The following is a 21,177-nucleotide window of genomic DNA, read 5'->3' on the forward strand; positions in this document are numbered from 1 at the left end:
TGCCGACAAGCCGCCGACATCGCACCGACAGCCCCCGGCAGATCCCGACAGGCGACCGACAGCGCGGCCCGCCCCCCCCATTGCCCATCGCCCATCGCTCGCCGCCATCCGCCCATCGCCCGCCGCCCGCCGCGATGAGTTCCGGACGCGTCGCGAGTCTCCCTTCGTGAGCGTCCTGGGACGCCGTACGGCGAACGCCGAACGCCGCTGCCCGGCACGGGACCCACCCGCACGAGGCAGCACGCCCGCCCGCCCGGGACGGCGGGCACGAGGTCCGACGGAGGACAGCATGACGACCACCCCGCACGATCCGCACGATCCGGCCACCTCGCCGCCCGGCCGCCCGCCCGTCGTCGACCTGGGCACCTGGCAGACCGCCCGGGACGAGCTCCTGGTCCGCGAGAAGGCCCACACCCACGAGGGCGACGCCCTCGCGGCGGCCCGGCGCCGACTGCCGATGGTGGAGTTCGACGGGACGGTCGAGGTCGTCGGACCCGAGGGCCCGGTCCCGTTCCTGGACCTGTTCCAGGGCCGCGACGAGCTCATGGTCTACAAACACATGTGGTACGACGACACCCCGCACCAGGGGCAGTGCGAGGGCTGCACCACCACGGCCTGGCACCTGAAGGACGCCGTCTATCTCAACGCCCGCGGCGTCTCGTTCGCGATCCTGACCACGGGCCGCTGGGACGAGGTGGCCTCCTACGTCGAGTTCATGGGCTACACCCAGCCCTGGTACTCGGTGCGTGAGGTGGCGGCGCCGGTCGGCGGCGACATGGGTTACCTCACCTGCTTCCTGCGCGACGGCGACCGCACGTTCCTCACCTACTCCACGACGGGCCGCGGCAACGAGCCGGTCAACGGGTCCCTCGCCCTGCTCGACCGGACGCCCTACGGCCGCGGCGAGGCGTGGGAGGACAACCCCGAGGGCCGGCCCGAGGGGGGCAGCCCGTGCTGGTCCTGGCGCACGGACGCGGACGGCAACGCCACCTGGGGCCCGACCAGCCGCCCCGTACCGCAGTGGACCCGCCCCGGCGCGACCCCCGTGGAGACCCTCGGCCGGCACGGCCCCCACCACTGACGCCCCGTCGGCGGAAATCCGGTTGACCCGGCCACGGGCCGACGCTGCACTGTGGCGAGGCGTCACACGGTGTGGTGCCGGTATCCGAAGGGCAGGCTGCGGCAGCGATGGACATCCGCCCCACGACCGACCAGGACCTCGGCGTCTTCGTCGACACGCTCCACGCCGCGTTCGGGCGCTTCCCGGAAACCCCGGCCGAGGGCGGCGGCGGAGTCTGGTGGGCCGCGCTGGAGATGGACCGCAACCTGCTCGCCGTGACGGCGGACGGGCAGCCCGTAGGCACCGCGGGCGCGTACTCCTTCGAGCTCACCCTGCCCGGCGCGATCCCCGTACCGGCGGCCGGGGTGACCGCCGTCGGCGTCCTGCCCTCGCACCGGCGCCAGGGCGTGCTCGGCGCGATGATGCGGCATCAGCTCACCGGGCTGCGGGCCCGAGGGGAGTTCCTCTCAGTGCTGCTGGCCTCCGAGGCCCTGATATACCGCAGGTTCGGCTACGGACCGGCGACCTACACCCGGCGGCTGACGGTGCCGCGCCACAAGGGGGATCTCGCCCTCCCCCGGGCGCGCGCCACGGCCGACGCACCGGTTTCCGGGCCGACGTCCGGCCCGGCATCCGGCACCCCATCCGGCACGGCATCCGGCACGGCATCCGGCACGATCGAGCTGCTGCGGCGTGCCGAGTGCGGCGAGATCCTGGAAGAGGTCTACGACCGGTACCGCCGCGCGCAGCCCGGTGCGCTGTCCCGACCGCACCGCTGGTGGGCCGTGCGCGCCGGACAGCCCCCGATCGCCCCGGCGGCACGCTACGTCGCCGTCCACCGGAACGCCGACGGCGTCCCGGACGGGTACGCCTGCTATTCCCTCGGCGAGCGCGACACCCTGACCGTCGACGAGACCATCGCCGTCGACGACGCCGTCTTCACGGCCCTGGCCCGGTTCGTGCTCGGACACGACCTGGTCGGTGAGGTCGTGTTCCGGCACTTCCCGCCCGAGCACCCGCTGCGCTGGCAGTTCGCGGACTTCCGGGCCGGTCAGGTGAGCGACGACACCGACTGGCTCTGGGTCCGGCTGCTGGACGTCCCGCGCGCGCTGACCGCCCGCGGCTGGTTCACGGACGGCGAGCTGGTCCTCGACGTCGACGACCCGTTCCTCGGGGAGCGCGGCCGCTACCTGCTGACCGTCCGGGACGGCAAGGCCGGCTGCGTCCCGACGGACCGGGAGCCCGACCTCTCGCTGGACGTGAGCGACCTGGGCTCGGTCTACCTCGGCGGCACCGCCCCGAGCACGCTGGTCCGTGCCGGGCACATCCGGGCCCACCGCCCGGGCGCCGCCGTCCTGGCCGACGCCCTCTTCCGCGCCGAGCGTCCCCCGCACTGTCTGCACTGGTTCTGACCGCGCCGCACCGGTTCCGCGTGTGCGCGACCGACGTCCTGGGTGCGCGACCGACGTCTTAGATGAAAGTTGCACCACTTTTGAACGCAGTGCCGCCCACGCGTCGTAGTGAGGGGTACCCGGCGCGTCACGCGCGAGGCGCTCCAGAGGCGATAGGTCGATCGTGCCGAAGAACTCACCCGCGGCTGAGGGACGAAGAAAGCCCTTCACCCGCAACTGGCCCGTGGCCAGACGGCTTCGGGCCGTGCTGCTGATCCCCGTGCTCGTCGCCCTCGTACTCGGTGGCGTACGGGTGAAACGCTCCGTCGACACCTGGCAGGACGCGGACGACGCGGTGCGCGTGGCGGAATTGATCCAAGCGGCGAACAAATACGCGAGCGACGCGATCAACGAGCGCGATCTGTCGGTCATCCCCCTGCTGACGGGCGCGAGGACCTCCGACACCGTCGTACAGGCCCGGAAGATCACCGACGCGGACGCGCGGGTGTTCGACGCGGCGGTCGGCCGGATGCCGAAGACCGCCGGCCTCGTCCGGCGCGTCCAGCTGGTCCGCGCCGGTGAGGCACAACTCACCGCCGTACGGGCCAACGCGTTCACCTCCCGGATGTCCGGAGTGCGGACCGAGGAGAGCTACCACACCGTCCAGCACCCCTTGATGGAGATCTCGAACGAACTGGGCTTCGGCAGCAGCAGCCAGGCGAGCATCGGCCGGACGCTCTACGCCGTGTCCCTGACCCAGGCCGCCGAGTCCCTGATCCGATCCATCGGGACCCATCTGCTGGTGGAGGACCGCGACCGGCTGGCCCCCGGCGAACTCGCCTCCCAGCTCGCCTCGTTCCGCTCGTACGCCTACCTCGAACAGGTCGGGCTCCAGGAGTACGTGGGCGCCGGCACCACCGAGGACGTGACGAGGCTCCAGCAGGCGCTCGCCGCCGCCGAGGAGCGGGGCAGACAGCAGACCGCCGCCGCGGCCGCACAGGCCGCGGCGGCGGGGCGGACGTTCGTCGCCCCGCCCGGCATCGACGTGATGATCGCCGAGATCGCCGACGGGAAGCCGGCCGGGGAGCTGGCCGCGCGGGGCATCACACCCGAGTCGTTCTTCGCCGCGTCCACGCTGGGCTTCGACGCCTACCGGGGCATCCAGGTGAACCTCACCGACGCCGCGCTCACGAGCGCCCACGCCATCGCCGACGACGCGCGCCGGGACGCGGTCGTCAACGCGGCGCTCGTGCTCGCCTCGCTGCTCGTGGCCTTTCTGCTGGCTTCCTGGGTGGCCCGCACGATGAGCACCGGAATGCGCCGGCTCAGCGCCTCCGCGATCGAGATCGCCGGTCGACGGCTGCCCGCTCTCGTCGACCAGATGTCCCGGCCCGACTCCGGCGAGGTGGACACCCGGGTCGTCCCGATCCCGATCCACACCACCGACGAGATCGGCGAGGTGGCCCGCGCCTTCGACCTCGTCCATCGCGAGGCCGTCCGGCTCGCCGCCGAACAGGCCCTGCTGCGGGGCAACATCAACGCGATCTTCACCAACCTCTCGCACCGGGGCCAGTCCCTGATCGAACGTCAGCTCGCCCTCATCACCAGCCTGGAGGACAACGAGACCGACCCGGAGCAGCTGGAGAACCTCTTCCGGCTCGACCATCTCGCCACCCGGGTCCGCCGCAACGGCGAGAACCTCCTGGTGCTCGGCGGCGAACGCCCCGCCGAGCAGTGGGACCGGCCGCTACCGCTGGTCGACGTCGTCCGCGCGGCCTGCTCGGAGGTGGAGCAGTACGAGCGCATCCGGCTCTCCGGGCTGCCGGAGGCCCAGATCGACGGCCGGACCGTGCCCGACCTCGTGCATCTGCTCGCCGAACTGCTGGAGAACGCAACGGTGTTCTCCTCCCCGCACTCGGAGGTGCGGGTGACCGCCGTGCGGCTCCCCGACGGCAGGATCACGGTCGAGATCCACGACGAGGGCATCGGGCTGGCGGCGGACGACTTCGCGGTGATCAACCGCAAGCTGGCCGACCCGCCGACCGTCGACGTCGGCATCTCCCAGCACATGGGGCTGTTCGTGGTCGGCAGGCTCGCCGAACGGCACGGCATCCTGGTCCGGTTGCGGCCCTCCGGCGAGAAGTCCGGCACGACGTCCCTCGTGATGCTGCCCGCCACGGTCACCCGGCCCCTGCCGGGCACCCTGCCCGACTCCGACACCCTGGCGCTGGCCCTGCTCAAGAACGTGCAGCGGCCCGAGTACGCGGGTGCCACGGTCTCTGCCGGCGGCCAGGACTCCGGTGACGCCTTCACGGACTACGAGTCGTGGCAGGACGAACCGCCCGGGAGACGGCCCGCCGACGCCCCGTCCGCCGCCGAACCATCGGCCGCCGGGCCGTCCGCCGCCGAACCATCGGTCACGGGGCCGTCGGTCGCCGAGCCGGCGATGACATCCCGCGCCCGTCCACGGCGGCTCTCCCGCCGCGCCCCCCGAAACGGCCGCCGCCCGCGCACCGGCTGACAGCCGCCTCCGGACCCGCACCCGGCGGCGACGGTCGGCCGAGCGACGGTCGGTCCCGCGGGCCGGTGTCCGAGGGCCCGTCGAGGCGTCCGTCGGGGGCCAGTTGCCGGAGTCGGTGCACGACGGTCCGCGTCGCCGGGTGATCCAGCGGCTGCGGCGCCACTTCATCCGGACCGGACCGCCGGCGGTCCGACGCCCGACGCCGGACGCCCGAGGCCCGACGCCCGACGACAGTCGGCGGAGGGCGTGGCCGCGCGTAAGCAGGGCGACCGCCCGGTACCACGGGGACCACCGTGCTCGGGCCGCGTCGCCTCCGGCCATCGACGGTCCGGATCAGTCGCTCTCGTCGCGCCGTCCAGCGCGTCACCGGCCCGCAGAGCGGATTGTCGGCCAATACCTCCCGAGGTCGCCGCGGGCGCGGGAGGCCGCGATGGGGCGCTCCGGGCCGCGCCGGCGGAGTCCGGCGGCGGCGTTCGCGGCCGTCCGCGTTCGGCTGCGCAACCGTTGCCCGGGTCCTGGGCGCGTCCGGGGCCGCGGCACCGGACGCGGCACACACGGACCTGTGCCGGGTCATGAGCGCGATCTCCCGGGCGTGGCGGGAGGTCCGCTCCGCGCCGCCGCCGATATGCGGATGTGAAGCGGAACCTTTCGCACCGCAGGAGCGCCGGGCCGGCCGCCTCGTGCGCCACGTGAACACGTGCACGGGTTCATGACCAGTCGGTGCTGAGCCATATATCCCCGCATCGGACGACGATTGCGCACTGTGCGGCACTTGTCGCTGACGTTTCGTCATGGCTAGGCTCCCGCCCACTTTCACAGTTCACACACTTTCGGCACATGGAGGCCGGCCGCCGGCGCGGCCTCCCGGGCGTACGGGGGGTGGGGAACGTCGGCACGTCACCGATCCGCCGGCCTCCCGGCCCGGCGCACGAGGAGAGACCCGTCACCGACGGGGAGCCGCGCCGCACGCAGCGGACGGACCCGTCGGTCCCTGCGCACGGGGCGGACCGGACGGACCGCCCGGCGCCACGAAACGCCCGGCCCGCTCGGCCGTCCCGGGACCTCAGGATCCTGTGGTGGGTCAACGCGGCCGACGGGCTCGGCAGTCAGGCCTCCGGGCTGGTCCTCCCGCTCCTGCTCCTTCAGCTCGGTCACAGCCCCGGTACCGCGGGATCGCTGGCCAGTGTCGCCGCGCTCACCGGGGTCGTCCTCGGGCCGCTCGTCGCGGTACCGGCGGACCGGGGACGGCGGCGCCGCCTCATGACGGGTTCGGCGGCACTCGCGGCCCTGGCGACGGGGGTACTGGCGCTGGCCTGTCTGGGCCGGCCCGCGTTGTGGGTCGTGGTGTCGCTGGCCCTGGCGGAGCGGCTGTGCGCCGTGGCCTACGAGGCCGCGTCACGCGGCGCCCTCGTCCGTCTGGCGACCGTCGACGAGCTGCCCCGGGCGGCGGCCGGTATGCAGATGGGCGACCAGGCCGCACTCGTCCTCGGTCCGGTGCTCGGCGGTGCTCTCTTCCAACTCGCCCGGCCGCTGCCCTTCCTGGCCGACGCCCTCTCCTACGCGGTCGCCGCGCTGGGCGTCCGGGCCGTCCGCACCCCCCTCGACACACCCGCACCGACAACGCCGTCCGGCTCCGGCGCCCGTCGGCGAGGGACATGGCCCGAGCGGTTCGCCGCCGCGAGAGCCGGCGTGGTCACGGTGGCCGGGTCCCCGGTGCTGCGCCTCGTGCTGGTCTGGACGTCAGCGGCCGGGGGCGCGCTGACGTTGCTGTTCTACACGGCGCTGTTCCGGCTGGGCGGCGACGAGCGGAGCACGGCGGCCGGTGTGGTCCTCGCCGTGTCCGGAGCGACCGGCCTGCTGGGCTCGCTGGCCGCGGCCCCCGCCGTACGGCGGATCGGTGCGGCCCGCCTGCTGACGGTGACCGCCTGGCTGCTGCCGCTGCCGTGCTGCGCGCTGATGTGGGTGGACGGCGCGGTCGGCTGGGGAGTGGCGTTCGCCGGGCTGTCCCTGCTGGTGCCGCTGATCACCGTGGTGCTGGCCGGCGCCGCCGTCGCGTGCACACCGGTGGAGCTCCAGTCCCGTACCGCGAGTGTGCTCGGCTCGGTGTCCGCCCTGGCCGCGGCCGGTGCGCCGGCGCTCGCCGCCGTCCTGGTCACCGTCTGGAGCTCCCGCACGCCCGCGCTGCTGGTCACCGTGCTGTTCGCGGCACTGGCCGGGTACACGCAGCTGCGGGCCCCCGTCGTACTGCGCGCGGGTGCCGCGGCCGCCGCCGGGACGGGAGACGGCCGTGGCTGACGACTTCACGGTCTTCCTCGGCGCCCTGCCTCAGGTGTGCCCGCGTGACGCGCGGCGCATGGTGCTGACGGCCGACGCCGACGGCCGTTGCGAGGTGTTCACCTGGGACGCGGCCACCAGGAGCACGCGGCAGGTCACGGACCGGCCCCGGGGAACGGTGCACTGCGCCATCGACGCCGACGCGTACGTGTGGTGGTTCGACGAGGACGCCGAGGGCCGGGGGCACTGGTGGTTCCAGCCGTTCGACGGAGGCTGCCGGGTGCCCGGCCTGCCCGGTGTCCCGGCCGCGCTGCCGCGCGGTCTGGCGGTGACGGCCGACGGGACGGTCGCCGCGGCACTCGCGTCCCGGGACGGCGGCACGAGGCTGTTCGCCGGACGGCGCGGCCGGGTGCCGCGCGAGATCCTCGGGATCGCCGGGGAGGGCCGGCTGGGCGGTGTCACCCCGGAGGGCGATCTGGTGGCTCTGGCCACGGTGTCCGACGGTGACACGAGCGTCGTGGTCGTCACCCCGGCCGGCCGGGTCGTCGCCCGGCTGCCCGAGACCCGCGGTCCGGCCGGCAGGTTCTGGTGCCGGGGCTTCTCGCCGCGGCCCGGCCGGTCCGCACTGCTGCTGGTGCACGAGCTGGAGGACGGCTACCGGTTGGCCACGTGGACGCCGTCCGGCGGTCTGGTCACGCACTCCTGGTGCCGTTTCGACACGGAGATCACCGCCCGCTGGTACCCCGACACGGACGAGGTGCTGGTGCGTCAGGAGCGCCACGGACGCTCGCTGCTGCACCGGGTCCGCCTGCACGACCGAACCCGCCGGGTCCTCCCCACTCCGGCCGGGAGCCTGCTGGACGCCGCCCCCCGGCCGGGCGGAGGGCTGCACTATCTGTGGACGGACACCGCCCACCCGCCCGTCCCGCACGCCACCGACGGGGTCGCCCTGCCGACGCCCGGTCCGCTGCCCCGCGTCCCCGGGCGGCACACCGAGGTGTGGACCCGGACGCCCGACGGCCCGGTCCACACGCTGCTCAGCCTGCCGCGCCCCGACGGCGGCCGGCCCGGCGGGGCGGATGCCGACGGCGACGAGGCACCGCCGCCGGCCGTGTTCCTGGTGCACGGCGGCCCCGCCGACCACGACCGGGACGCCTACGACGCCACGGTGCACTCGCTGGTGGCCTCCGGCTATGCCGTGGCGCGCGTCAACTACCGCGGGTCGACCGGCTACGGTCCGCGCTGGCGGCGGACCCTGGGACCGGGTGTCGGCCATCCGCAGGTGGACGACCTGGCCGCGGTGCGCGCCGATCTCGTCGGTCGCGGGCTGGTCGACGACCGGGCGACGGCCCTGTGGGGAGTGTCCTGGGGGGCCTATCTGGTGCTGCTCGCCCTCGGTACCCGCCCGGGGCTGTGGCAGGCCGGTGTCGCGGTGAAGCCCGTCGCCGACTGGGTGACCGCCCACCGGCTGACCACCCCCGCGCTGCGCGCCCTGGACGTCCGCTGGTTCGGCGGCACCCCGGAGCAGGTGCCGCGGCGCTACGCCCACAGCTCGCCGCTCAGCTTCGCGGCGCAGGTGCGGGCGCCGCTGCTCGTGGTCGGTGCCGACAACGACGTCAAGTGCCCGCCGGAACAGATCCGCAGCTACCTCGGCGCGCTGACCGCGGCGGGCGTGGCCCATGAGCAGATGTGGCTCGACACCGGCCACGACGGCTACGACGGCGCGGCTCACGTCGCGGTCCTGCGCCGCTCACTGACCTTCCTGCGTGCGCGGCTGCCCGCGCCGGCGCCCCCTTCGCGTCCCCCGGCTCGCCCGGGAGGACCCCGGCCCCGCTGATCGACACAGCGGGACCGGGTCGTGCACAGCACCACCCGCCCGAAGAACACGCCATGAATCCGAGAAGGAGGACGACTGTGCAGAAGGACATCATCCACAACGACCCGCTGGCGGGCGACGAGGAGAACCGGAAGCCGGGCATCGGCATCACCATCACCATCCCGTTCCGCAACGCCGCCGAGAGCGACGACGAGGAGTGAGCCACGGCCCGGCCGGCCCGCTCCGACCTGGGCCGGCCGGGCTCCCTCCCGCACTCCCGCACTTCCCGCACTTCCCGCACTTCCCGCACTCCCGAACTTCCCGCACTCCCCCGCTCTTCACCGCGCCTCCCGCACCTCTCGTCCCGCCGGCCGCCCGTGCGCAAGGAGCCCATCGTGCGCGTTCTTCTCGTCAACATGCCCTGGTCCCCGATAGACCTGCCCTCACTGGCGCTCGGCATCCTGAAACGCAGCGTCGACGATCACGTCCAGGACGCCACGTGCGAGGTGCTGCACGCCAATCTGGAGTTCACCGACTGGATCACCGCCCGCTCCGAGTTCACGGCCGAGGACTACGAGTACTACGCCCTCTCCTCCTACTTCCTCGGCTGCGGTGACTGGGTGTTCTCCTCGGCGCTCTACGACGACCCGGCGTGGCGGGACGCGCAGTTCGTCGATGCGATGACGTCGAAGCTGCGCCGGTCCCGGATGCGCATGACCCGCGAACTGCACCGCCTCGTACCGGAGTTCGTCGACGAGGTGGCCCGCCGTGTCGTGGCTCTCGAACCCGACGTGGTCGGGTTCACCTCCACCTTCCAGCAGAACACCGCCGCGCTGGCGGCGGCCCGGCACATCAAGCGGCTCGCCCCGCAGGTCGTGACCGTGATGGGCGGGGCCAACTGCGACGCCGAACAGGGCGCGGCCGTCCACCGCAACTTCCCCTTCGTGGACTACGTGGTCCGCGGCGAGGGCGAGGACGCCTTCCCCCGGCTGCTGACCGCGCTGCGCGACGGCGACCCGTCCGCCGTGGAGGCGGTCCCGGGCCTGTGCCACCGCACCCCGCACTCCGGGCACACCGCCAACCCCATGCCGACCGGGCCGTTGCCGCCCAGTGCGATCCTGCCCCCCGACTACAGCGGCTACTTCGAACGTCTCGCCGCGTCCGTGGCACGCAACTGGGTGGAGCCGAAACTGGTCGTCGAGGGCGCGCGCGGCTGCTGGTGGGGAGAGAAGCACCACTGCACCTTCTGCGGCCTGAACGGCTCCTTCATGGAGTTCCGCAGCAAGAGCCCCGACGTCTTCTACCAGGAGATCATGGACCTGGCGGAACGCCACCGGGTGCTCGACATGTACGTGGTCGACAACATCCTGGACATGCGCTACCTGTCGACCGTGCTGCCCCGCATCGTCGACAGCGGCTACGACCTGCGCATGCACATCGAGATCAAGGCCAACATGCGGCGCCCCCAGCTGCAGGTGCTGGCGGACGCCGGGCTCATCTACGTCCAGCCGGGCATCGAGAGCCTCAACAGCCGCGTCCTCGACCTGATGGACAAGGGTGTCAGCGGCTGCCAGAACGTCCGCATGCTGCGCGACGCGGCGGAGACCGGACTGTCGGTGTCGTGGAACTACCTGCACGGCTTTCCCGGAGAGACGGCCGACGACTACGAACCCGTCATCCGCCAGCTCCCCGCCCTGGAACACCTCAACCCACCGGTCGACCTGTCCGCCCGTATCGCCATCGAGCGTTTCAGCCCCTACTTCAAGCGCCCCGAGCTGGGCTTCACCGGGCTGCGGCCCGAGGAGCACTACCTGTTCACCTACGACCTGCCCGAGGCGGAATTGCACGACCTGGCCTATGTCTTCCAGGCGCCCGAACGCGGTATCACCGAACCGACGGTCGGCCTCCTCAACGACGGCATCGCCGCATGGAAGAAGCACCACGCCGACGCCCGCCTCACCCACACCGACCTGGGCGACCGGATCGTGCTGGTCAGCAGGCGGCCGTCCTTCGCCTGGCGGACCATGCAGCTCACCGATCCGTTCGAGACCGCGGTCTTCCGGCTCCTGGACCAGCCGCACACCGTCGTGGCGCTGCACCGCAAGCTGACGTCGGCCGCCGTCGCCGCCGGGGACGCGCCGCGCACGGCGCGGGAGGTCGAGGCCCTCCTGACGGAGTGGGTCGCGCAGGGCGTGGTGTTCACCGACGCGGGCCAGTACGTGCACCTCGCCCCCGCCGCCGTGAACCAGGACCTGCTGCGTCTGGACTACATGCGTCACACCCACACCCGCGGCGAGGCCACGGCGCCGGCCGGTGCCGCGCCCGAGCCCGAGCCCGAGCCGGCGCCCGCGCCCGCGCCCGTCCCGTCCTGAGCGTCGGCCTCCGTACCTCCCTCCCCCACCGCCCCGCTCCACCGAACCGGACGAAGGACCGCCCATGACAGCCACCGCACCGGACCTCGCGATACGTGCCTGGCGCGATCTCGACCCGCAGGCCCGTCACCTGCCGGGCATGTCGCTGGGTTCCCTCCCGGTGACCGCGCGGGACCGGGAGGCCGACCGCCTCTGGGACCTGGGCGTGCGCCACGCCGAACTCGACGCGCCCGTCGACCTGTCCACCGACGATCCCGCGGTGCATCGCCGGACCGTCGACCGGCTGTGTCTCGTCCGCGATCTCACCGCCCGCGCCGTCTCCGTCGACTGGGACCTGCGGCTCTCGCCCCGGGAGTCCGCCCACCAGTGGAAGGTGCTGTCCCACCTCCAGCCGCCCCGCACCCTCACGGGCCTCGACGACGCCGAGGAGGCACTGCACGCCTGGCGGACCCGCCACTACCTGTGCAAGCTGGTCTGGCGTCAGGGGCCGGGCTTCGTCCAGATCCGGGACCGCCGCTGGGGGGACCTGCGCCGTTTCACCGCCGTCGAACCCCACTACCGGGAGGCGATCGCCCTTCTCGGTCCCGGCGTGCACCACGCCGACGTACCCGCCGACGTGCTGGAGGAGTTCGCGGCCGAGCACCTGCTCCTGCGCGTCGGCGAGCTGGCCTGGTGGCTGCCCTACCGGGTCTCCCGCTGGCTCCAGGAGGCCATGGCCGTGTGAGTCCGCAGGCCCGCTCTCCCGGAGCGCGCTCTCCCGGGCCCGCCCGCCCCGCTCCGGCGGACTTCCGGAGCGGGGAGGACACGCCGCCGGATGGCCCATAGCGGCCTTTTCGGACCTCACGGCCATAACGTACACAATATGAAGAAATGCCATATCGCGTACTTGGCGTGCACCGCGGCGCTGATCGGGACGGGCCTCGGCGCCGCTCCGCCGGTCGCCGCGCACAGGATCCATGTGGTCCACCCGGGGGAATCCATCCAGAAGGCGGTGGACTCGGCCCGTCCGGGCGACACCGTTCTGCTGACCTACGGCACCTATCACGAGAGCGTCGACGTGAGCACGCCCGGGCTCACCCTGCGCGGCGTGGGCCGCGGCACGGTGCTCGAGCCGGCGACGGCCGCCGCCACCGGCAGCACCGCCCCGAGCACCGGATCGGCCGCCGGATCGGGCGCCGTGAAGGGCTCGAAGGGCTCAAAGGGAACGAAGGGCCCGAAGGCCGCGACCAGTTGTGCCGCGAGCGGCAACGGCATCTGTGTCGTGGGCACGAAGGACCACAACGTCGACGACGTCACCGTCGCCTCCCTGACGGTGAGAGGCTTCGCCAAGACCGGCGTCTACGCCACCGAGGCCGACGGGCTGACCGTGCGGCACGTCACCGCCGAGAAGAACGGCGTATGGGGCATCGCCACCGAGCACTCGGTGCACGGCCTGTTCCGCCACAACACCGCCCGCGACAACGGCGACGCGGGCCTCTTCCTCGCCAACACGGTCAAGGAGGAGCTGGGCGCCACGGACACCGAGGGAACCGTGGTCGAGCGCAACCGGCTGGAGGGCAACCGGATCGGTGTCACCGTCCGCCGGCTGCGCAACCTGACCCTCGCGGGCAACCACCTCACGGGCAACTGCGCGGGCGTGTTCGTCGTCGGCGACGAGAACAAGCCGAAGGCCGGCTTCGTGACGGTGCGCGAGAACCGCATCGTGCGCAACAACAAGTCGTGCCCGAAGACCGCGCGGCTGGACGCCCTCCAGGGCTCCGGCATCGTCCTGACCGGCGCCGAGGACAGTCTGGTCACCCGGAACGTGATCAAGGACAACGTCGGCAAGTCCCCGCTGTCCGGCGGCATCGTCCTGTTCAAGAGCTTCGTGGGCACGACCAGCGACCGGAACCGGATCAGCGACAACCTGCTGCGGGGCAACTCCCCGGACCTCGTCAACACGGACACCGGCAAGGGCAACACCTTCGAAGGCAACTCCTGCCGTTCGTCGAAGCCCGCCGGTCTGTGCTGAAGCCCGTGACCCCCACGAACTCCAAGAAGAAAGGCGGCACATGACGACCACTCAGTCTGCCCCTCCGCCGTCGATGCGGCTGCGGGAACTCGCGTTCGGGGCGGCCTGTGCCGCCGCCGTGCGCGCGGCCGCGCGGCTGGGCGTCGCCGACGCCCTCGGCGACAGCCCCATGGCCGTGGAGGACCTCGCGGCCGCGGTCAAGACCGAACCCCGCCCGCTGCGACGGCTGCTGCGGGCCCTGTCCTGCTACGGCGTCTTCGCCGAGGGGCCGGACGGCACCTTCGCGCACACCGACGTCTCCCGGCTGCTGCGCGAGGATGACCCCAACAGCCTGCGCGCCATCACGCTGTGGTGCACCGAGCCGTGGACCTGGGACGCCTGGCCGATGCTGGACGAGGCGGTGCGCACCGGCCGCAACGTGGTGGAGGACCTGTACGGCAAGGAGTTCTTCCCCTACCTCAACGAGGACGCCCCGGAGTCGGCCGACGTCTTCAACCGTGCCATGACGACCTCCAGCGTGCAGTCGGCGCGGGACGTCGCCGAGTTCCTCGACCTGACGGGGAGCTCGTCGGTCGCCGACATCGGCGGCGGCCAGGGGCACGTGGTGGCCAGCCTGCTGGACAAGTACCCGTCGATGCACGGGGCGCTGCTCGACCTCCCCCGGGTGGTGGAGAACGCGGTGCCGCGTCTGCTCGCGGGCGGCGACCTCGCCGGCCGCGCGCGCGTCGTGCCCGGCGACGTCCGCGCGTCCGTTCCGGTGAAGGCCGACGTCTACGTCATCAAGAACATCCTGGAGTGGGACGACGAGAGCACGGCCCGCGCGCTGCGCAACGTCCGTGAGGCGGGCGGCCCGGGGACCCGGGTCGTGGTCATCGAGAACCTCGTCGACGACTCGCCGTCGATGCGGTTCAGCACCGCGATGGACCTGCTGCTGCTCCTGAACGTCGGCGGGGCGAAGCACACCACCCAGAGCATGGTGGACCGGCTGACCGAGGCGGGCCTCGTCATCGACGACATCAGCCCGGTCAACCCCTACCTGCACGCGTTCGACTGCCACGTCCCCGGCTGATCCGACCGCGTCCCCGGATCTGCGGATCCCCCCGTCCGCCCAGGACGAGACCCCCGCAGACCACCGGTCGCCGGGCCCGCGGCGTCGCGGGCCCGGCGACCGGTGACGGTCGGCGGGGGTCAGCCGGCCGGCTCGCGCTCCCAGAGGTAGAAGCGCTGCGCCATGGCGTCCTTCGGGGAACGCCAGGTCTCGGGGTCGTACGCGCTGACGTACGCGGCCAGCCGCTCGCTGACGTCCCGGAACTCGGGATGCCCGGTGATCTTGGCGATGGCGGGTCCGGGGTCGCGCTCGGACTCGATCAGGTGCATGTAGACGTCGCCGAACTGGAACAGGCTGCGCCGGTTCACACCGACGAGCCGCGGCAGCTCTCCCCGGTCGGACTCCTCGAACACCTTGGCGATGTCGGTTGCGGATCCCGGGGCCATCCGGGCGACGATCAGGGCTTGGTGCATGGCGCTGTCCTCCGTCCGGTTCAGTCGGTCAGACCGCGGGTGGCACCGCGCTCGGCGGCGGTCTTCTCGATTCGGTCCCGGATCAGGCCCAGCTGGACCTTCGAGTTCCGGTTGATGTTGTCGGTCATCCACTCGTCGTCGACGGGCGCTTCCGGCTTCATCGCGAAGTCCTGCGTCCACACCATCCGCGTACCGGCCGGCACCTCCTCGTACCGCCAGTGGATGTCCATGTGGGCGAAGGGCCCCGTCTCGACCCGGCGGGCCTTGACGGTGAGCGTGTCGCGGTCCGGCTCGCGTTCCGAGACCCAGCTCCACACGGTGCCGTTCTCGTCCGGGTGCATGGTCAGCCGGAACGTCGTCTTGCGTCCCTCCCGGGAGAGGATCTCGACGGAGGCGTACTCGCTGAACAGCCGCGGCCAGTTCTCCAGGTCGTTGGTCACCTCCCAGACCAGGTCCAGGGGCGCCGCGATGGTGATCTCGTTCTGGGTGTGTCCGGTCATCTCAGGCTCCTGTCAGGAGGGCGCTGTTGACGAGGTCGAGGAACTGCCGGGGCGACTTGGAGCGTTCGGCGTCGGGAGGCATCGGCGTGCCGTACCGGTTCTCCAGTTCGCCCACGATCCCCAGCAGGCCGAGCGAGTCGACGCCCAGGCTGTCGAAGCCGGTGTCGTCGCGGCGGAGTACCTCCGGGGCGACGGTGACGCCGGCGGACTTCTTCATGAGTTCGGCCAGCTCTTCCACGGTGATGCGGTCAGTCATGCCATTCCCTTCCTCTGCTGCTCCGCGGCGCCTCGCTACGAGGCGTCGGTGGCGCCGTGCCGCAGCACCAGCGCCGAGTTCGACCCCATGAGCCCCCGGCTCAGGACCAGTGCCGTGCGTACCTCGGCGGTACGGGCCCGGCCGGTCACGAGGTCGAGGTCGTGGCAGATGTCGAAGACGTTGGGGGTGGGCGGGATCAGGCCGTGCTCCATCGCGAGCACCGCCGCGGCGGCGTCCATCAGCGGCGCCGCGCAGTAGCCCCGGCCGATCCCCGTCTTCGGCGCCGTGACGGGCACGCGGGTGCCGTGCGCCCCGAGGGCGTCGGCGATCGCCAGCGCCTCGGCCCGGTCGGCCTGCGGTACACCGAGCGCGTCGGCGAAGACCACGTCGATCTCCTCGGGCGCGCAGTCGGCCTCCTCCAGTGCCTGCCGGACTGCCTGGGCGAGCCCCTCCCGGGACTCCTCCCAGCGGGCCGCCCCGGTGAAGGTCGCCGCGTGCCCGGCCAGGTAGGCCTGCACCCGCGCGCCCCGTGCCCGGGCCGCGGCCTCCGCCTCCACCACGAGCATGGCGCCGCCCTCGGCGGGAACGAACCCGCAGGCCGCGGAGGTGAAGGGGCGGTAGGCGCGGGTCGGGTCGTCGACCGTGCTGAGTTCCTCGTAGCCGAGTTGGCAGACCACCGAGTAGGGCGCGATCGGCGCCTCGGTGGCCCCGGCCACGATCACGTCGGTGCCCCGGCGCACCGCCCGCGCCGCGTGGGCGAGGGCGTCCAGGCCACCGGCCTCGTCGGCCGCGACGACCGAGCAGGGGCCCTTGAAGCCGCGGCGGATGGAGATCTGGCCGGTGCTGGCGGCGTAGAACCAGGCGATGGACTGGTACGGGCCGACATAGCGACTGCCCTTGCCCCACAGCTGCTGGAGCTCGCGCTGTCCGAACTCGCCGCCGCCGGAACCGGCCGCGGTGACCACGCCCACGGAGAAGGGCGCGGCGTCGGTCTCCGGCCGGCCGAGCTGGGCGTCGTCCAGCGCGAAGTCGGCCGCGGCCATCGCGAAGTGCGTGAACCGGTCGGTCTGGACCAGGAAGCGTTCCTCGATCGCGGCCGACGGGTCGAAGTCGCGGACCTGGCCCGCCACCCGCAGCGGCAGATCCTCGCAGCCCTCGCGGTCGACCCGCTCCAGGACGCTGATGCCCTCCCTGGTGGACTTCCAGAAGGTCTCGGTACTGGCTCCGTTGGGCGCGATCACACCGATTCCCGTGACGGCCGCGCGTGGCAGGGGTTCGCTCATCGTGTCTTCTCCCTCGGCCGGTTCATGACCACCGCGGACTGGAAGCCGCCGAACCCGCTGCCCACCGAGAGCACGCTCGCGAGCTTGCGCTCACGGGCCACGCGCGGGACGTAGTCCAGGTCGCACTCGGGGTCGGGCGTCTCGTAGTTCGCGGTCGGCGGTACGACCTGATTGGCCAGGGCCAGCACACAGGCGACGAGTTCGATCGCTCCGATCGCGCCGAGGGAGTGGCCCACCATCGACTTGATGGAGCTCATGGGCGTGTCGTAGGCGTGCGTGCCCAGGACCCGCTTCACCGCGGCGGTCTCGTGGCGGTCGTTCTGCTTGGTGCCCGAGCCGTGCGCGTTGACGTAGTCGATCGCGGTGGCGTCGAGCCGGGCGTGGTCGAGGGCTTCCTCGATGGCCCGGGCCATCTCCAGGCCGTCGCTGGTCAGGCCGGTCATGTGGTAGGCGTTGCCGAACGTGGCGTAGCCGCCGAGTTCGCAGTAGATGTGCGCGCCGCGGGCCCGGGCGTGCTCGAGCTCCTCCAGGACGAGTACGGCGCCGCCCTCGCCCATGACGAACCCGTCACGGTCGGCGTCGAAGGGACGCGAGGCGTGGGCCGGGTCGTCGTTGTTCGAGGAGGTGGCCTTGATCGCGTCGAAGCACGCCATGGTGATCGGCGAGATCGGCGAGTCGGAGGCGCCGGCTATGCAGATGTCGGCCCGCCCCTCCTCCACGGTGTGGAAGGCGTACCCGACCGCGTCGAGCCCGGAGGTGCAGCCCGTGGAGACGGTCTGCACCGGACCGCGCGCCCCGAACCGCTCCGCCACCGTCGAGGCGAGCGTGCTGGGCGTGAACGCGCGGTGCAGGTGCGGGGCCGCCTGCCGGTGGTCCACGTCCCAGCGCTGCCCGCCGTGGCTGACGGCGACGTAGTCGTGCTCCAGCCGGGTGGTGCCGCCGACCGCGGTGCCCAGGGAGACACCGACCCGCCAGGGGTTCTCGGCGGCGAGGTCGAGACCCGCGTCGCGTACCGCTTCGTCCCCGGCGACCAGGGCGAACTGGATGTAGCGGTCGCACCGCTCTACGTCCGTCGCGTCCAGGCCGTGGGCCGCCGGGTCGAAGTCGCACTCGGCGGCGATCCGCGACCGCAGACCCGCCGGGTCGAAGAACGTGATGGCCCGCGTCGCCGTGCGCCCGTCCGCCAGGAGGTTCCAGAAGGCCGGTACGCCTATGCCGCCCGGGGCGACGATGCCTATGCCGGTGACCGCCACTCGTCTCGTCATGAGCGCACCTGACGTCGCGCGGCCGACTCCGCCCCGACCACCGCGGGCTCGCCCTCGGTCTCCTCCGTGTCGACGTGGCCGAGCGGCGGGCTCGGGGCCAGCGGGCCGAGGTGGAAGACCATCCGGGCCTCCACCTTGCCGACGTTGCGGAAGCGGTGGCGCACGTTGAGGGGGATCAGGAGCCCCTGCTCGGGCTGGAGCGGGTGCGGCTCACCGTCCAGGTCCACTTCCAGCTGTCCGCACACGACGTACACGAACTCCTCGGAGTACGGGTGGTAGTGCTCAGCGATGCGGTCGCCGGGCTGGATCAGGGCCAGGCCCATGAAACCGCTGGTGGCGCCCACCGTGGCCGGAGTGAGCATGGCGCGCAGGTCGCCGCCTCGCCGGGTGTTGGGCTCGACCTCGCTGAGGTCCATGATTCTGTGACGAGAAGTGATCACGACTTCCTCCGATGGTGTGGTGCACCGACGTGGCAGGGACGGGGCACCGCCCCTGCCACGTGATGGCGAATCAGGCGTCGGGCGACCGGCGGTCGGTGACGAGATCCATGCGCGCCAGTTCGAGGAAGCGCGCGAGACGGCCGTCCTTCGACGCGGACTTGCCGGCGGCGTCGTCCTGGAGCGTCGTCAGCTCGGCCACCTGTCCGGGGTCGGACAGACCGAGGGCCTGTACCGGGTCGGCGGTTTCGAGGCCGCCGCGCACGTCGATCAGCCGTACGACGACGTCGTCGCGCTGGAAGATCGTGCTGCGCAGGACCGGGCTGCGCGGGTCGTCCGCCGCCGCTTCGTCCTGCCGGGCGAGCAGCTCGGCCAGCTTCATGCCGCGGTCCGGCCGGGCCGGGTAGTACAGGGCGTACCGCTCGGCCTGCGGGTTCTGCCGCTCCTCCGCCGTCACGTGGTGGACGGCCGGCAGCGCGGCCCGGGTGAAGAAGACCCGTGCGGACTCGGGGTCGTTGAGGTCCCGGTCCTGCTCCAGATGGGGGTTGATGGCCTCTTCGACGGCCCGCACCTCGGGCTGCCGGGAGACGTGACGCAGCGCGGAGAGCAGGTCGCCCCGCACCTCGATGGCCCGCACCACCCGGTTGCCGTGCATGAACAGCGAGGTGCGGCACAGCCGGGTGGTGTCGTCGACCTGCGGCTCGGGTGAGGCGTAGTCGGCGAGGATCTTGGCGACGATCTCCTCGCTGCCCGGCTTGACGGTGAAGGTGAGCGCGTGGCGGATCACGCCGTCGCCGATCCTGGGCGACGTCTGGAGCCGGCGCTTGGCCTGGTCGGCGGCCACCGCCGGACCGCCGGTCTCGCGGACGACGTGGAAGCGCAGCGACCGGGTGTCGCGCACACAGCTGTGCAGCGGCTCCACCATCGCCACGTGCTCCTCGCTGTTGACCCAGGCGAGGAACGGCGGGGCGCTCTCCCACTCGCTGGTGATCAGCCACTGGGAGGGGTTCTCGATGGACTGGCACAGCTGGTCGCTGACGTGCCCGGGGACGGACGCGACCTGGTTGCAGAGCTGCTCGTACGCCTCGAGGAACTGCTGCTGGGCCCCGTCGTAGACGTCGACCAGAAGGACGACGCGGAGCCGGGAACCGTCGAACACGGACTGGGACACACGTTGCGACGCCTGTCGCGCCCGCGAACCTGCAACACGTTCGGACGTGGTGGTCATCCTGCGCACATCTCCTTCGCGGAGGGGATAGGTGAACGTCGGCCGCGGTGATGCGACGTCAGCGTTCCTCGATCCTGTGCCCGTCCCCGCGAGCGCGCGACTCGGATGAACTACGTGGGTGACTGGGCGGTCGGCCGTCAGACGAGATGGGCGAAGACGACCAGGTTGTCGGTGTAGTCCTTGACCCGCCGGTCGTAGGCCCCCGCGCAGGTGATGAGCCGCACCTGCGCCTCGGAGGTGTCGCCGTACACCCGTTCGCTGGGGAAGTCGGCCTTGTCGAAGGTCTCCACGCTGTCCACCCGGAAGGACGCCTTCACGCCGTCGGCCCGCAGGACCTGGAAGCCGTCGCCCTTCACCAGCGCGCTGAGCCCGGCGAAGACGGCCGGGGAGGTCTTGGTGTCGACGTGCCCGGCGATGATCGCGGTGCCCGTCTCGCCGGGTGAGGCTCCCTTGGCGTGCCAGCCGACGAGGTTGACGTCGTTCGCGGGAGGCGGCTCCAGCTGCCCGGTCGGGCCGATGGCGAGGTCGACGAAGGGGGCGTCGACCCCGATCTTCGGGATGAACAGCCGCACGGGCCGGGAGCGCGGCAGATGCTTGCCCACGGCGTCCCCGGTGTCCGCTTCACCGGCGGCCGGGGCCGGCGCGTCCGGTGCGCGGGCGGCGGGGACCGAGCCGGCGGCGGGCGGGGCGTGCGGTGGGCTGCCGGCGCCGGTCGCCGGGTCGTTGCCGCCGCCGAACAGGTTCAGCGCCAGGACCACCGCGACCGCGGCGCAGACCATCATCACGCCGGCGCGGGACGTTCCCTCTTCGGTGGGCGCCGGCTCGGTTCCGCGGGGTTCGGCGGGGTCGGAGGGAGAAGGGGAGGACGAAGGGGGAACTGCCATCGGGGACCACCTCATTCGGGCACGGCAGCGGGGCGGACAGGGCACGGGGAGCGAGCCGGGCCGCCACGCGGGGGTACCGGTGGCGGCCGCGGCCTCGCTATCGCGTCCGGCATGGGTCAGGCCACGCTTCCGGCCGTCTTCTTGCGGCGCAGGGCGTAGAGGCCGGCGCCGGCGACGCCGAGGACGCCGAGTCCGGCCGCGGTCGCGGAGGGGGTGGCGAGGGCGCCGCCTCCGGTGTGCACGCCGCCGCTGGGCTTGTAGTGCTCCTTGCTCCAGCCGCCGGACTCCTCCTTGCCGCCGTTCCAGGAGTCCTTGCCGTGCTCACCGCCGTTGTCGTCCTTGTCCTTGTACGTCTCGG

At 72.6% G+C, this 21,177-nt stretch carries 19 protein-coding genes; 10 read left to right on the forward strand and 9 right to left on the reverse strand.

All coding sequences use genetic code 11. From position 1 onward, the window contains the following. Window positions 1-289 precede the first annotated feature (289 nt). From ASD48_RS33235 to ASD48_RS33275, 10 genes are all read left to right on the forward strand, one after another. Window positions 290-1,081 carry a DUF899 family protein gene (locus ASD48_RS33235; RefSeq protein ID WP_057605514.1) on the forward strand — a complete coding sequence of 264 codons (792 nt, stop codon included), beginning with the start codon at window positions 290-292 and terminating at the stop codon, window positions 1,079-1,081. A gap of 107 nt (window positions 1,082-1,188) precedes the next feature. Then, a complete protein-coding gene (locus ASD48_RS33240) occupies window positions 1,189-2,472 on the forward strand; it encodes a GNAT family N-acetyltransferase (RefSeq protein WP_057605515.1) in 1,284 nt (427 codons plus the stop codon). 223 nt (window positions 2,473-2,695) lie between these two features. Continuing rightward, window positions 2,696-4,972: a nitrate- and nitrite sensing domain-containing protein gene (locus ASD48_RS33245; protein WP_057605516.1), complete on the forward strand. Its 2,277-nt coding sequence runs from the start codon at window positions 2,696-2,698 to the stop codon at window positions 4,970-4,972. Between the two features lie 837 nt (window positions 4,973-5,809). Beyond that, complete coding sequence (locus ASD48_RS33250) at window positions 5,810-7,267, forward strand: MFS transporter (RefSeq protein WP_107104458.1); 1,458 nt, start codon at window positions 5,810-5,812, stop codon at window positions 7,265-7,267. Continuing rightward, window positions 7,260-9,083, forward strand: a complete 1,824-nt coding sequence (locus ASD48_RS33255; protein WP_057605613.1) for an alpha/beta fold hydrolase — start codon at window positions 7,260-7,262, stop codon at window positions 9,081-9,083. Before ASD48_RS33250 ends, ASD48_RS33255 begins: the two co-directional genes overlap by 8 nt. A 77-nt stretch (window positions 9,084-9,160) precedes the next feature. Next, on the forward strand, window positions 9,161-9,283 hold the full coding sequence (locus tag ASD48_RS46075; protein WP_266720057.1) for a hypothetical protein: 123 nt from the start codon (window positions 9,161-9,163) through the stop codon (window positions 9,281-9,283). Between the two features lie 174 nt (window positions 9,284-9,457). Continuing rightward, window positions 9,458-11,434 carry a RiPP maturation radical SAM C-methyltransferase gene (locus ASD48_RS33260; protein WP_057605518.1) on the forward strand — a complete coding sequence of 659 codons (1,977 nt, stop codon included), beginning with the start codon at window positions 9,458-9,460 and terminating at the stop codon, window positions 11,432-11,434. A 64-nt stretch (window positions 11,435-11,498) separates the two neighbouring features. Next, window positions 11,499-12,158 carry a DUF5825 family protein gene (locus ASD48_RS33265; RefSeq protein ID WP_057605520.1) on the forward strand — a complete coding sequence of 220 codons (660 nt, stop codon included), beginning with the start codon at window positions 11,499-11,501 and terminating at the stop codon, window positions 12,156-12,158. A gap of 138 nt (window positions 12,159-12,296) precedes the next feature. Beyond that, window positions 12,297-13,445, forward strand: a complete 1,149-nt coding sequence (locus tag ASD48_RS33270; protein WP_057605523.1) for a right-handed parallel beta-helix repeat-containing protein — start codon at window positions 12,297-12,299, stop codon at window positions 13,443-13,445. A 40-nt stretch (window positions 13,446-13,485) separates the two neighbouring features. After that, entirely contained in the window at window positions 13,486-14,514 is a 1,029-nt protein-coding gene (locus ASD48_RS33275; RefSeq protein ID WP_057605525.1) for a methyltransferase, read from the forward strand. Window positions 14,515-14,633: 119 nt separating this feature from the next. On the opposite strand, the gene ASD48_RS33280 is transcribed toward ASD48_RS33275, so the two are convergent. The 9 genes from ASD48_RS33280 to ASD48_RS33320 form a co-directional block, all read right to left on the reverse strand. Next, window positions 14,634-14,966 (reverse strand): TcmI family type II polyketide cyclase, encoded by a 333-nt coding sequence (locus tag ASD48_RS33280; RefSeq protein WP_057605527.1) that lies wholly within the window; start codon window positions 14,964-14,966, stop codon window positions 14,634-14,636. A 20-nt stretch (window positions 14,967-14,986) separates the two neighbouring features. Beyond that, on the reverse strand, window positions 14,987-15,466 hold the full coding sequence (locus tag ASD48_RS33285) for an SRPBCC family protein (protein ID WP_057605529.1): 480 nt from the start codon (window positions 15,464-15,466) through the stop codon (window positions 14,987-14,989). A 1-nt stretch (window position 15,467) separates the two neighbouring features. Then, window positions 15,468-15,722 (reverse strand): acyl carrier protein, encoded by a 255-nt coding sequence (locus ASD48_RS33290; RefSeq protein WP_057605531.1) that lies wholly within the window; start codon window positions 15,720-15,722, stop codon window positions 15,468-15,470. A 35-nt stretch (window positions 15,723-15,757) separates the two neighbouring features. Then, on the reverse strand, window positions 15,758-17,005 hold the full coding sequence (locus ASD48_RS33295; protein ID WP_057605534.1) for a beta-ketoacyl synthase N-terminal-like domain-containing protein: 1,248 nt from the start codon (window positions 17,003-17,005) through the stop codon (window positions 15,758-15,760). Then, on the reverse strand, window positions 17,002-18,270 hold the full coding sequence (locus ASD48_RS33300) for a beta-ketoacyl-[acyl-carrier-protein] synthase family protein (RefSeq protein ID WP_057605536.1): 1,269 nt from the start codon (window positions 18,268-18,270) through the stop codon (window positions 17,002-17,004). Before ASD48_RS33300 ends, ASD48_RS33295 begins: the two co-directional genes overlap by 4 nt. After that, entirely contained in the window at window positions 18,267-18,686 is a 420-nt protein-coding gene (locus ASD48_RS33305; protein WP_057605538.1) for a cupin domain-containing protein, read from the reverse strand. The genes ASD48_RS33300 and ASD48_RS33305 overlap by 4 nt, the downstream gene beginning before the upstream one ends. A 94-nt stretch (window positions 18,687-18,780) precedes the next feature. Further along, window positions 18,781-19,935, reverse strand: coding sequence for a SchA/CurD-like domain-containing protein (locus ASD48_RS33310; RefSeq protein ID WP_057605539.1), 1,155 nt, complete (start codon window positions 19,933-19,935; stop codon window positions 18,781-18,783). Window positions 19,936-20,072: 137 nt separating this feature from the next. Further along, complete coding sequence (locus ASD48_RS33315) at window positions 20,073-20,714, reverse strand: class F sortase (RefSeq protein WP_057605615.1); 642 nt, start codon at window positions 20,712-20,714, stop codon at window positions 20,073-20,075. Between the two features lie 221 nt (window positions 20,715-20,935). Then, window positions 20,936-21,177 (reverse strand): LPXTG cell wall anchor domain-containing protein (locus ASD48_RS33320; protein ID WP_157880756.1); only part of this gene is annotated, 242 nt, incomplete at its 5' end.

Origin of the sequence: Streptomyces sp. Root1310, from assembly GCF_001426425.1 — a bacterium.
Taxonomy (GTDB): domain Bacteria; phylum Actinomycetota; class Actinomycetes; order Streptomycetales; family Streptomycetaceae; genus Streptomyces.